The 13,001-nt window shown below is 65.6% G+C and carries 10 protein-coding genes; 7 read left to right on the top strand and 3 right to left on the bottom strand.

Annotated features, from left to right (window positions below; genetic code table 11):
• Positions 1-79 precede the first annotated feature (79 nt).
• The 4 genes from hemN to VG99_RS12385 all read left to right on the top strand — a co-directional run bounded on the left by hemN (position 80) and on the right by VG99_RS12385 (position 6,398).
• On the top strand, positions 80-1,462 hold the full coding sequence (hemN, locus tag VG99_RS12370; protein ID WP_044500340.1) for an oxygen-independent coproporphyrinogen III oxidase: 1,383 nt from the start codon (positions 80-82) through the stop codon (positions 1,460-1,462).
• Between the two features lie 74 nt (positions 1,463-1,536).
• On the top strand, positions 1,537-2,661 hold the full coding sequence (locus VG99_RS12375) for a metallophosphoesterase family protein (protein ID WP_044500341.1): 1,125 nt from the start codon (positions 1,537-1,539) through the stop codon (positions 2,659-2,661).
• Positions 2,658-5,306, top strand: a complete 2,649-nt coding sequence (locus VG99_RS12380; protein ID WP_044500342.1) for an AAA family ATPase — start codon at positions 2,658-2,660, stop codon at positions 5,304-5,306. Before VG99_RS12375 ends, VG99_RS12380 begins: the two co-directional genes overlap by 4 nt.
• Before the next feature lie 105 nt (positions 5,307-5,411).
• A complete protein-coding gene (locus tag VG99_RS12385; RefSeq protein ID WP_044500343.1) occupies positions 5,412-6,398 on the top strand; it encodes a diaminopimelate dehydrogenase in 987 nt (328 codons plus the stop codon).
• Between the two features lie 53 nt (positions 6,399-6,451).
• Here the strand turns inward: VG99_RS12385 and dsbD are convergent, their stop codons facing one another.
• The gene (gene dsbD, locus VG99_RS12390; RefSeq protein WP_158023924.1) at positions 6,452-8,269 is read right to left on the bottom strand and encodes a protein-disulfide reductase DsbD; all 1,818 of its coding nucleotides are present in this window, start codon (positions 8,267-8,269) and stop codon (positions 6,452-6,454) included.
• Between the two features lie 78 nt (positions 8,270-8,347).
• Positions 8,348-9,184 (bottom strand): CvfB family protein, encoded by an 837-nt coding sequence (locus tag VG99_RS12395; RefSeq protein ID WP_044500346.1) that lies wholly within the window; start codon positions 9,182-9,184, stop codon positions 8,348-8,350.
• A gap of 135 nt (positions 9,185-9,319) precedes the next feature.
• Here VG99_RS12395 and VG99_RS12400 point away from each other — a divergent pair, with 135 nt between their 5' ends.
• Genes VG99_RS12400 through VG99_RS12410 form a run of 3 tightly spaced genes read left to right on the top strand, consistent with a single transcriptional unit; the run spans position 9,320 to position 12,065 of the window.
• Entirely contained in the window at positions 9,320-10,306 is a 987-nt protein-coding gene (locus tag VG99_RS12400; protein ID WP_044500348.1) for a DUF2333 family protein, read from the top strand.
• A 13-nt stretch (positions 10,307-10,319) separates the two neighbouring features.
• On the top strand, positions 10,320-10,691 hold the full coding sequence (locus tag VG99_RS12405) for a translation initiation factor Sui1 (protein WP_044500349.1): 372 nt from the start codon (positions 10,320-10,322) through the stop codon (positions 10,689-10,691).
• A 24-nt stretch (positions 10,692-10,715) separates the two neighbouring features.
• Positions 10,716-12,065 carry an MATE family efflux transporter gene (locus tag VG99_RS12410; RefSeq protein ID WP_044500355.1) on the top strand — a complete coding sequence of 450 codons (1,350 nt, stop codon included), beginning with the start codon at positions 10,716-10,718 and terminating at the stop codon, positions 12,063-12,065.
• Here VG99_RS12410 and VG99_RS12415 read toward each other — a convergent pair.
• Positions 12,025-12,831, bottom strand: coding sequence for a methyltransferase domain-containing protein (locus tag VG99_RS12415; RefSeq protein ID WP_044500357.1), 807 nt, complete (start codon positions 12,829-12,831; stop codon positions 12,025-12,027). The two genes, VG99_RS12410 and VG99_RS12415, sit on opposite strands and share 41 nt — an antisense overlap.
• Between the last annotated feature and the right edge of the window lie 170 nt (positions 12,832-13,001).

The raw sequence follows: 13,001 nt of genomic DNA on the forward strand, positions 1-13,001 counted from the left end.
ATATGCGTCAACGTGGCGCACCCCCAAAGGGCGTAGTCTCGCGGTCATGTTGAACGCAGCGTATCCGGAGCACCCATCCATGTCCGATCCAGTCATTTGGGACGCCGGCCTGATCCGCCGTTACGATAAGGCAGGTTCACGTTATACCGCTTATCCTTCCCCTAACCAATATGCCGAAGGGGTTTGTGCTACCGATCTGGTCAGCGCGCTGCAGGGCAGCCGCACCGCTGGCCGGCCGCTGGCGCTGTATGTGCACATCCCGTTTTGCGCCAACGTCTGCTATTGCTGCGCCTGTACCAAGGTCATTACCAAGGATCGCAGCCGGGCGCAGGCGTACCTGCGGGCGCTGGAGCGGGAGATCCAGTTGGTCAGCCAGCAGCTCGGCCCGACGCAGCGGGTCGAGCGCCTGCATATCGGGGGCGGTACGCCCACCTTCCTCGGCCACGATGACCTGCGACGGCTGATGACCCGGCTGCGCGAGTCGTTCCAGTTGCAGCTGGATGATTCCGCTGCCCACATGATCGAGGTTGACCCGCGGGAAGCGGACTGGCCCACCCTGGGGCTGCTGCGCGAGCTGGGCTTCAACCAGGTCAGCATTGGCGTCCAGGACTTCGACCCCGAGGTGCAGCGGGCAATCAATCGTTTGCAGAGCCTGGACCAGACCCAGACGGTGATGGATGCCGCGCGCACCTTGGCCTTCCGGTCGGTCAACATCGACCTGATCCACGGTTTGCCGCGGCAGACTCAGGCTTCCTTCGCCCGGACCCTGGACAGCGTCATCACCATGCATCCGGATCGGGTGACCCTGTATCCCTACGTCCACTTGCCGGACCTGTTCCTGCCCCAGCGCCGGATCAGCCTGGCGGAGCTGCCGGACCCGGACACCGCACTGGAGATCCGCCTCGACAGTTATGACCGCCTGCTGCGGGCGGGCTACCGGCATATCGGCATGGGGCAGTTTGCCCTGCCCGACGACGACCTGAGCAACGCCCAGGAGATCGGCCAGCTGGGCCGCAGCCTGCAGGGCTATGTGACTGGGGCGGACAGCGATCTCATCGGCCTGGGGGTGGCGGCGATCAGCCAGGTGGGCGACTTCCATTGCCGCAATACCGGTGACCTGCAGTTGTACCAGGACAGCCTGGAGCAGCACCGCCTGCCCCTGCGCCGAGGCATCCGGTGCACCGCGGACGACCGCCTGCGCCGCGTCATCATCAACAACCTGATGTGCCACTACCGGCTGCGGTTCGCCGAGATCGAACAGCGTTTCGGCATCGATCTGGGGATCTATTTCGCCGATTGCCTGGCGATGCTCAGGCAGCTGCACCGTGACGGCGTGATCCACCTGGATGCGACTGGCATCGAGATCCTGCCGGCTGGCCGGCCCCTGGTGGCCAGCGTCTGCGCGGTGTTTGACGCCTACCAGCATGTGCCGGGCCGGGTTGGCGCTGTGCAGCTCAACTGATCGTTGCGGCCGCGGCCCCTTTCGGGCCCTCTTGCGTTTACAATCCGGGCACAGCCCCCGGATGAGGAGAGGACATGCCCCGCTTTCTGCATACCGCCGATTGGCAGATCGGCCGCCAGTACGACAGATTTGGTCCGGAGGACGGGCCGGCGCTGGCCCAGGCTCGGTTGAACACGGTCGAGCGTATTGCCGCCAAGGCCAGCGAACTGGGGGTCGATGCCGTACTGGTAGCGGGCGACGTGTTCGATGCCCAGACCATTTCCGACCGGACGGTACGGCGGCTGTTCATGGCCCTGCAGGGGTTCGCGGGCCCCTGGATCATGTTGCCCGGCAACCATGACGCGGCGCTGGCCGAAAGTATCTGGAGCCGGGCCCAGCGGCTCGATGCCATCCCGGCCAATGTGCATGTGCTGCTGACCCCGGAACCCTTCATCCTGGCCGAGCAGGGGCTGGCCATTCTTCCTGCGCCGCTGACCCAGCGCCAGACCTTCCATGACCTGACCGACTGGTTCGACCCTGCCAGCACGCCGCCGGGGCTGCTGCGTATCGGCCTGGCCCATGGCAGTGTGCAGGGCATCCTGGCGGACAATATCGACTCGCCCAACCCGATCGATCCCCAGCGGGCGGCCCGGGCGCAGCTGGATTACCTGGCCCTGGGAGACTGGCACGGCTGCCGGCAGATCGACCGCCGCACCTGGTACAGCGGTACGCCGGAACCGGATCGCTTCCGCAACAACGAGGCCGGCCAGATCCTGGACGTGCAGATCGACGCCCTGGGTGCTGAACCGCAGGTCATGCCGCTGGCCATCGGCGAGTTTTCCTGGCTGCAATGGCAGCGGCGGTTGAATGTGCCTTCGGACCTGGACGCCCTGATCGCCGAGCTGGAGCAGGTCGAGCGCAGCAGCGTGATCAGCCTGACCCTGGAGGGTGAACTGGATCTTGCGGGGGAGCGCGAGTTGCAAGCTGCGCTGGGCCGTGCCGAAGCCCGGCATCGGGTGTTGGAATGTGATCTCGATGGGTTGCGGCTGCTGCCCACCGAGGCCGATATTGCCGCCTTGCAGGCCGATGGTTATCTCGGCGAGGTCATCACCCAGCTGCGCGATCTGCAGCAGGGCGAGCAGCCGGATACCGCCCGGGAGGCGCTGGGGCTGCTCGCCGGGTTACTGCGGGAGCGGCAGGCGGAAGGGAGCACCCCATGAAGCTGCAACAGTTGCGCATCAGTCAGTTCCGGCAATTTCGCGAGCCCCTGAGCATCAGCGGCTTCGGTCCGGGGCTCAACCTGATCTGCGGGCCCAACGAATCGGGCAAGAGTACCCTGGTGCGCGCCATTCGCGCCGCCTTCTTCGAACGGCACAGCTCCGGCACCCTGACCGACCTGCGCCCCTGGGGCGATTCCGGCGCTGCGCCCGAGGTGGAGCTGAGCTTCAGCCATGGCGCGCAACAATGGCAACTGAGCAAGCGCTTCCTGCAGCGCAAGCGCTGCGATCTGACCGTGGACGGAGAACGTCTCAGCGGAGATGAGGCCGAGGAGCGGCTGGCGGGGATGCTGGGGTTCAGCGTCGCCAACCGCGGCGCGAGCAAGGCCGAGCACTGGGGCATACCCGGGCTGCTGTGGATCGAGCAGGGCATGGGTCAGGAGCTGGGTGATGCGGTGAGTCACGCCGGGGATCATCTGAAATCGGTGCTGGGCGCCAGCCTGGGTGAGGTAACCAGCAGCGGGGGTGACGACATCATCAAGCAGGTCCGTGGGCAGCTTGACGAACTGCTCACCGGCACTGGCAAACCCCGCGGCGAGTACAAGGCCAGTGCCGAGCAGATTGCCGCGCTCACCGCGCAGCTGCAGGAGCTCGACCAGCGTATCGGCGCCTACCGCCAGCAGGTGGACCGCCTGGATGAGCTGCGCCGGCAACAGTTGCGGGATGAGGCTGAGCGGCCGTGGGAAGCACTGCGGGCCCAGCAACAGCAGGCCGAGGCACGCTACGCCGAGGTGCAGCGCCAGAGCGAGCAGCAGCAACGCGATCTGCAGGCGCTGGCCCAGGCCCAGGGTAACCGGCAACTGGTGCTCAATCAGCTGCGCCACCATGAGGAGCAGGTCAGCGACCTGCAGCAACGTCAGGCCAGTCGTTTGGCGCTGCAGCAACAACTGGAGCAACTGGCCGAGCGCCAGGCCGAACTGCGCGCCGCCCGGGACGCGGCCGTCGCTGCCTATCAGCAGGCCCAACAAGCGGAGCGCCTGGCTCGTCAGGCGGCCCGTCGTGATGCTCTGCAGCGCGAACGCGAGCAGTTGCAGCGCCAGGCGCAGCAGCTGCAGCAGAGTCTGGAGCAGGCGCGTCAGCTGCAGCGCGAACAGTTGACCCAGCAGCAGGCTTTAGCGCTCATCCGCGTGGATGCCGGCCAGCTTGCCACCCTGGAAAAACTGCACAACCAACTGCGGGAGCTGGAAATCCGGCAGCAGAGCATCGCCCCGCGATTGCGCTACGAACTGCTGCCTGGCCAGCGGCTCGAACTGAACCAGCAGGGTGTCGAGGGGGCTGGCGAGCAGCAGCTGCTGGAAGAAACGCGGATTGCGATCGAGGGTGTGGGCCAGTTGCTGGTGATCCCCGGTGGCGGCGATCTGGCCCGCCTGGGCCGGGAAGCGGAGCGCCTGCGGGAGCAACTGCATAGCTTGCAGGCCCAGTTGCAGGTCGACTCGCTGGCGGCCGCCCGGGAGCAATGGCAACAGGCGCAAAGCCTGGCCGCGACCCTTCAGGGCAACCGCAAACTGCTGAACAACCTGGCACCCGAGGGCGTGGACGCGCTGGAGCAGCACTTGGCTGGGACCACCGCCCGGGGAGCCGAACTGGACGCCGAGCTGACTGCGCTGGCAGCGCTGCCGGAGGCCGATCAGCCTAGTCCGGAGCTGGCCGAGCAACAGTTACAGCAGGCCGCCACCCGGTTGCAGCAGAGCGAGGCGGCGAGCCTGGAGCACAACGAGCAGGTGATCGAGCTGCGCCAGCGGCTGGCCAGTGTGGATGAGGAATGCCGCCGGCTACAGGAGCGGCTGGACGATCCGCAGCGCCGGCAGCAGCAACAGCAGCTGGGCGACCAACTGCTCGCCCAGCGGGCCGAAGAGGCGCGGCTGGAGCAGGTCAGCGCCGAGCGTGCCGCGCAGATCGCCAGTGCGCGGCCGGACATCCTGGAACAGGACATCCAGCGTTTTCGCAGCAGCGCGGCTCAGCTTGAACAGAGCTTTCACCAGCGCCGCGATGAACTCATCGCCCTGCAGGCGCGCTTGCAGGGGGAGGGTGCCGACGGGCTGGAGGAAAGCCACGCCGCGCTCACCGCGGAACTGGAGCGGGAAACCCGTCGCCATCGCCAGCTGCAACGGCGCGCCGACGCCCTGGCATTGTTGAGCAGGTTGCTGGGCGAGCAGCGCCAGCAGCTCACCCGGCAGCTGCAGGCGCCCCTGCAAAAGCATCTGGAGCATTACCTGCAGTTGCTGTTCCCCCAGGCAGCGCTGGAAGTGGATGAGAATCTGATGCCCAGCCGGCTGCTGCGCCAGGGCCAGGACGCCGGCGAGTTCGATGCCCTGAGCTTCGGTGCGCGGGAGCAGATGGGCCTGATAAGCCGCCTGGCCTATGCCGATCTGTTGCGCGAAGCGGGACGACCGACCCTGTTGATCCTGGACGATGCATTGGTGCACAGCGACCAGCCGCGCCTGGAGCAGATGAAGCGCATCCTGTTCGATGCCGCCCAGCGCCACCAGGTGCTGCTGTTCAGCTGCCACCCCGACAAGTGGCGGGACATGGGCGTGCCGGTGCGGGAACTGGAAGCGCTCAAGGCGAGCCCCGCGGACGGGGATTGAGCCGGTTCTGACCTGTGGCGCCGAAAGGGCGCCACAATCTGTATAATTTGTCCTTTGCCCCGCCAGTGGTTCGCGGGACGGCACACACAGAAAGGTCAGGTCTTTATGCAGCGCAAAATCAGAATCGGCATCGCCGGCTACGGCAACCTCGGCAAAGGCGTGGAAATGGCAGTCGCCCAGAGCCCGGACATGGAACTGGTCGGCGTCTTCAGCCGGCGCAATCCAGCTGACGTGCAACTGCTCGACAGCAGCATTCCGGTTCACGCCCAGGACGATATCGCCAGCTTCCGCGACCAGATCGACGTACTGATCCTCTGCGGCGGCTCGAAGAACGACCTGCCCGAGCAGGGCCCGGCCCTGGCCGCCCTGTTCAACACCGTCGACAGCTTCGACACCCACGCGACCATTCCCGAGTACCATGCCGCCATGGACAGCGCCGCCAAACCGGCGGGCTACACGGCAATGATTTCCGTGGGCTGGGATCCGGGACTGTTCTCCCTGAACCGCCTGTATGGCGAAGCCATCTTGCCGGTCGGGGCCACCTATACCTTCTGGGGTAAGGGTTTGAGCCAAGGCCACTCCGACGCTGTGCGCCGGGTGCCGGGCGTCAAGGCGGGGGTGCAGTACACCCTGCCTGCCGAAGCGGCGATCGAGCGCGTGCGCAACGGCGAACTGCCGGAGTTGACCACCCGCGAGAAGCACAAGCGGGAATGCTATGTGGTGCTGGCTGAGGGCGCCGATGCGGCCGAAGTGGAACACAGCATCGTCAGCATGCCGCACTACTTCGCCGACTACGACACCACCGTCAACTTCATCAGCGAAGAAGCGCTGCGCCGCGATCACGCCGCCATGCCCCATGGTGGCGTGGTCATCCGCAGCGGCACCTCCGACGCGGGCACCACCCAGGTGATGGAATACACCCTGAAGCTGGGCAGCAACCCCGAATTTACCGCGGCGGTGCTGGTTGCCTATGCCCGGGCTACCTGGCGGTTGAACCAGAGCGGTGTGGTTGGTGCGCAGACGGTGCTGGACGTGGCACCGGGGTTGTTGTCGCCCAAGTCAGCGGCAGAGTTGCGCAAGGAATTGTTGTAACGGCGTTATCCCCCTCTCCCCAACCCTCTCCCGCAAGGGGAGAGGGGGGACCTTCATCCAGCCTCCACCGCCGCATTCATATGCTGGATAAAGGTATCCCGCGGCACTTCCCCCTGGATGCGTAGCTCAGGGATTTCCCGGCCCTGGCTGTCGAGAAACAGGAAGGCCGGCGGGCCGAACAGCTGTTGCTCGGTGAGCCAGGCGCGCTGGTCGGGGGTGTTGTCGGTCACATCCAGTTGCACCCGCACAAAGCCATCCAGCCCCGCCCGCACGCTGGGGTGATTGATGATCTCCCGTTCGATCACCTTGCAACTGATGCACCAGTCGGCGGATAGCTCGACAATCGCCGGCTGACCCGCTTCCCGGGCCTGGGCCAGTTGCTGGCCAACCTCCGCCGCCGTCGTCACCTGGGTGAAGTAGTGACTTTCAGTGCCCGCGGCAGCTACCGATGCGCCGCCACGCAGTGACTGCAGCGGCCGCAGCGGATCGCTATTGCCCGCCAGCGCACCCACCAGGGTAGCGGCGGCGTAGACGGCGAACAGCAGCGCAGCAGCCTGGGCGACCCGGGCCATGCCGTGCCGCGGCGTGCGGTCGAACAGACCCAGCTGCACGGCAATGCCCGCCGCCAAGGCTGCCCAGAGAGCCAGGCTCAGGGGGCCGGGGATGACCCGTTCCAGCAGCCAGATGGCCACACCCAGCAAGCCGAAACCGAACGCCTGCTTGACCTGGTTGAGCCAGGGGCCGGAGCGGGGCAGCAGGGTCTTGCCAAACATCGCCACCAGGATCAGCGGCACGCCCATGCCGATGGCCAGGGCAAACAGTTGCAGGGCGCCGCCCCAGGCATCGCCGGTGGCGCTGATATACACCAGCGCGCCGGCCAGCGGGGCGGAAATGCAGGGTGAGACCACCAGGGAGGACAGTGCCCCCATGACCGCCGCGCCGGGGATCGAGCCGCCGCGGGTGCGGCTGCCCAGCTGTTCGGCCGGTCCGCGAATAAAGGCCGGCAGGCGCATATTGAAGACATCGAACATTGCCAGGGCGAAGATCACGAAGAACACCGCGAACACGCCGAGCACCCAGGGCGACTGCAGCCGCGCCTGGATATTCAACGCGGCGCCGAACAGACCGATCAAGGCGCCGACCAGGGCGAAGGTCAGGGCCATGCCCAGCACATAGCTCAGCGACAGTACGAAGGCCCGCGGCCGGTCGATGTTCTCCCGGCCCAGCACCATGCTGGTGAGAATCGGCACCATGGGCAGTACGCAGGGGGTGAAGGTGAGCGCCAGGCCGGCGGCGAACAGCAGCAATAGCGACCACCAGAGGGACGAATCGTTGTCATCCGTGGGCCCAGGGGAGGCTGGGTTGGCCGGGCTCGGCGCGCCCGTGCTGGCGGCGGTGGGCAGGTCCAGCAGCAGCGTTTCCGGCGGGTAGCAGAGCCCGGCATCGGCGCAGCCCTGGTATTCGACCCGCAGCTGGCTTGCCGGCTGGCTGCCCGGCGTCAGCTCCAGCGTCACATTGAGGCTGTTGTAGTACACCTCGACATCGCCGAAGAATTCATCCGTGCGCTCGACGCCATCCGGCAGCTGGATCGCGGCGATCTGGCCGTCCCCGCCCTGCAGGTCGAACTTCAGCCGGTGGCGGTACAGGTAGTACTCGGGGGTGATATCGAACTGCAGCTGGATGCGCTCGGCATCCGCCTCGACAATGCCGGCGCGAAAGGCCTGCTGGACCGGCAGGAACTGCACGGTGCTGCCAACACTGTCGGAGTTGCCGAACAGACTGCCGAGCCCGGTATTACCCGGGGTGTCGGCGCTAGCCAGGGTGGTGGTGCCGAGTAGCAGCGTGATCAGGAGGAGACGTATCAGCGACATGGGCATTTCCGAAAAGAGCTTGCCGGTATATTAATGGGTGCCGCTGCGAATACCAGTGACACATTGCCACCGGATTTATCAGGCACGCTCGATCCGATCCGGATGAATGATGATGCGCCCCTGCCGATAGAGTCCGCCGATGGCTTTCTTGAAATTGCCCTTGCTGACGCCGAACAGTCGGGCGATTTCCGGGGCGGCGCTCTTGTCGCTGAGATGCAGCACGCCATCATGCTCGTCCAGCGTCTGCAGGATCAGCGCCTGCAGGCTGTCGCCGGCGTCGCGGCCGACCGGCTGCAGGCTGAGGCTGATCTTGCCATCGGGTCGCACCTCACGGATGTAGCCGCGCTCACGGCGACCGGGACGCAGGGGTTTGAACATCTCGTTCTTGTGGATCAGCCCCCAGTGGCGATGGTTGATGATGGCCTTGTAGCCCAGGTCGGAGGGCTCCACGATCAGCAGGTCCACGGCGTCGCCGGCCTGGTAGTTGGCGGGCGCCTGGTCCAGGTGGCGGTCCAGGCGGGCGGTCGCGGTGATCCGCTCGCTGTGCTTGTCGAGGTAGACATAGACCACACAATAGTCGCCCACCTGCAGCGGGCGCTTTTCCTCGGAGTGGGGTAGCAGCAGATCCTTGGGCAGACCCCAATCGAGAAACAGGCCGACCCGGGTGATTTCCGCCACCTTCAGGCTGGCAAACTCGCCCACCTGCACCTTCGGTGTCTGGGTGGTGGCGATCAGCTTGTCCTCACTGTCGCGGTAGATGAACACCCGCAGCCAGTCGCCGATCTCAGTGGGTTGATCCTTGGGAATGTAGCGGTTGGGCAGCAGGATCTCGCCATGCGGACCGCCATCGAGATAGAGACCGAAGCCGGTGTGCTTGACGATCGAAAGGTTGTTGAAGTGTCCGATGGCGGCCATGAATAGTGTCCTGAGTGGCGAAGGCAATCATTCTAACCGATATGGCTCAAGAGGGCCGATATGAAGGCGGCGGCCCGTGTGCAGGCGGGTCACTGATGCTATGCTTGCGGCTGCACAGACAGGGGGAGATGGTCGATGAAATTTTCCAGGCGTACAGGCAATACCGAGGCCCGGTCGGGCCGGCTCGATGGCGAGAATGGGCGGATGCTCGGCAAGATCATTGCTGCGGTCCTGGCGGTCTATCTGGTCATCTGCCTGCTAGTCGGCTGGTACTGGAGCCGGGAACCGGATCTGGAGGGCCTGACCGTGGTGCCGGTGGGCAATACGGAGGGCCTGACCACGGGTTCCTATACTGCCCGTACCGTCAGGGAGCTGGCGCGCACCCTGCTGGACAAGCCCGGTGGTTTTCTCAGCAACGACATCACGCCCCCCGGTATCTGGCTGGATAATATGCCGAGCTGGGAGTTCGGGGTGCTGGTGCAGGTCCGCGACATCACCCGCTCCATGCGCCGGGACATGGCACGCTCGCAGTCCCAGTCCACGGAAGATCCGGCCCTGTCCAAGGCCGAGCCGCTGTTCCACTTCGATCACAACAGCTGGGCCATGCCCGCCAGTGAAAGCGAGTACCGCTCCGGCATCCGCCAGTTGGATGACTACATCACCCGCCTGGAAAGCGGCAATGCCAGCTTCTATACCCGGGCCGATAACCTGGCTGGCTGGATCAATGATGTCAGCACCCGGCTGGGCTCCCTGTCCCAGCGCCTGTCGGCCAGCGTGGCCCGCACGCCGCTGAGCGATGGCGGTCGCGAGCGCAAGCAGACCCCGTGGTTGCAGATCGATAACGTCTTCTACGAAGCCCGCGGCAGCGCCTGGGCCCTGGCACACCTGCTGCGCGCGGTGGAGAAGGACTACGCCGATGTGCTGAACAACAAAAATGCCCTGGTCAGCCTGCGCCAGATCATCCGTGAATTGGAAGCCACCCAGGCGCCCATGTGGAGCCCGGTGATCCTCAATGGCGGCGGTTTCGGCATGCTCGCCAACCACTCCCTGGTCATGGCCAATTACCTGTCACGGGCCAACGCTGGCCTGATCGATCTGCGGCGTCTGCTCGAGCAGGGTTGAGGCGGGTCGGGATATGAGCAAGCGACAGACCGGATTCGGCTCGCTGGGCGGGCTGGTATTTTCCACCGATGCCGGGCGCATGTGCCCGGACTGCCGGCAGCCCATGGATGCCTGCATCTGCGGCCAGCCCGAGCTGCCCGCCGGGGACGGCATCGCCCGGGTGCGCCGCGAGACCAAGGGGCGCGGCGGTAAGACGGTGACCACCATCAGCGGCTTGCTCCTGCCGGCCGATGAGTTGAAAACCCTGGCCAAACGCATCAAGGCGCGCTGCGGCTGTGGCGGCTCGGTGGTCGATGGGGTGATCGAGATCCAGGGGGATCGCGCTGAGATGCTCTGCCAGTGGCTGATTGACGAGGGCTTCCAGGCCAAGCGTTCCGGTGGCTGATGTCGTGAAGCGGGAGGCGTTGCCTTGACCCTTTCCGGTCTGCTGTCCACGGCGCGCCATCGGCCGACCCATCGCCGGGTCTGGTCACTGGCCACGCCGATGATCCTCTCCAATGTCAGCGTGCCCCTGGTTGGCCTGGTGGATACCGCCGTGGTCGGCCATCTGGACGGCGCCCATTACCTGGGCGGCGTCGCGGTGGGTGCCACGCTACTGACCTTCATCCTCTGGGCCGCCGGCTTCCTGCGCATGGGCACCACCGGGTTCGCAGCCCAGGCCTGTGGCGCAAACGACGGCAACCAGCTGCGCCTGGTATTGCTGCAACCCCTCTGGCTGGCGGTGCTGATTGCCCTGCTGGTCTGGCTGGTGCACGAACCCCTGCTCGCCGCTGGCCTGTACTTTCTCGACAGCAGCGCCGAGCTGCTGGAGCAGGCACGCATCTACTTCAATATCCGTCTGATCAGCCTGCCGGCGGCGCTGGCCAACTTCGTGCTGGTCGGCTGGTTCATCGGCGCCCAGCGCGGGCGTGCGCCCCTGTACCTGCTGCTGATGACCAACATCACCAACGTGGTCCTCGACGTGCTCTTTGTCGTGGGATTGGGTTGGGGCGTGGCGGGGGCCGCCTGGGCCACGGTGATCGGCGACTACGCTGGACTGGCCCTGGGGCTGTGGCTGCTAGGGCCGGTACTGGCGCGTTACCCCGGGGTCATGCGCTGGGGCGATGCGCTGCGTCTGAGGGGCGCGGCGCCGCTGCTGCGGGCCAACCGGGATATCCTGATTCGCACCCTGGCCCTGGAGCTGGTGTTCTACCTGCTGGTGCTGCAGGGCGCGCGCCTGGGTGATTCGGTGGTGGCGGCCAACGCGGTGCTGTTGAACTTCCTGCTACTCACCTCCCATGGGCTGGACGGCCTGGCCCACGCGGTGGAAGCCCTGGGCGGGCATGCGATGGGCCAGCGCAATCGGTTGGCGCTCAAGCGGGTACTGGTTATCAGTACCTTCTGGTCGCTGGTGGTGGGGCTGGGCTTTGTGCTGGTGTTCAACCTGTTCGGCAACCAGATCGTCAGCCTGCTGACGGACCAGGCGTCGATCCGGCAGGTGGCCTTCGATTACCTGCCCTGGATGGCCTGGATGCCCCTGGTGGCGGTCTGGAGTTATCTGCTTGACGGCCTGTTTATCGGCGCTACCCGGGCGCGGGCCATGCGCAATGCCATGGTGCTGGCGGTGGTGCTGGTCTACCTGCCGGCCGCCTGGCTGCTGCTGGACACCGGCAACCATGGGGTATGGCTGGGCTTTCATCTGTTCATGCTGGCGCGCGGCGCACTGCTCGGCGGCTGGTTCATCTGGTTGTGGCGGCGGGACCGCTGGATGCCGGCCTGAGCCAGCAATGCAGGTAGCGTCCCAGATGCCGGTACGCCGGGTGCCGGCTGTAAAGTAGCTCCTGCTCGATGACTTCCTGCGCGTCGGCCGCGGATTTGAACGGCTCGTGCATATAGTCGTGGAATACCCGCACGCCGGTCTGTTCCCGGCAGTGGAAATCCGCCTCCGCTATCCAGGCATAAACCTCACGTGGGTCCAGCGGCTGCTGAGGCGTGAGGCTGCGCTTGCCTTCACCGGCCAGTTGGTTGCGCTGCAGCTTGCGGAACTGGCCCTTGATCAGATTCTTGTAGATGAGTGCGTCGCGGTTGTAGAACGCCAGCGACACGGCGCCACCTTGGTTCACCAGTTGCCGCAGGCAGAGCAGGGCGGCCGCCGGATCGGCCAGCCACTCCAGCACCGCGTGGCAGATCACCAGATCGTAGCGCTCGCCGCGGGTTGGCAGCTCCTGCAATGGCAGCGGCATGAACTGCAGTGATTGGCCCGGCTGCAGCGGCAGGGGCTGCAGACGCTCCCGGGCGGCCGACAACATTTCCTCGGCGGGCTCGGTTACCGTCACGCTATGGCCGCGCTGCAGCAGCCACTCGCTGATATGGCCAAGGCCGGCACCCACATCCAGCACCCGCAGTGGCCTGGCCGCAGCAGCCACCTCCGGTAGCCACTCTTCCAGGTCGCGGGTGAGCACCGCCAGGCGAATCGCGCCCTTGGGACCGGCGTATATCTTGCGCGCGAAATGCGCGCCCAATTGATCAAAGTACCGGTCGGCCATGAAAAAATGCACCTTTCTCGCGTAGGTCACAGGCGGCTGCAGGGGAGTGAATATGCGGCCTGGAGTATATCAGCTGCCCTTGTACTTCATGAGCTTACGAACGAAACCGGTGAAAACTCCGAACTTATGCGAGTAACGCCGGTCGGTATTAACTCAGGAATAAATCATTA

The organism is Pseudomonas saudimassiliensis, from assembly GCF_000939975.1.
Lineage (GTDB): Bacteria > Pseudomonadota > Gammaproteobacteria > Pseudomonadales > Pseudomonadaceae > Halopseudomonas > Halopseudomonas saudimassiliensis.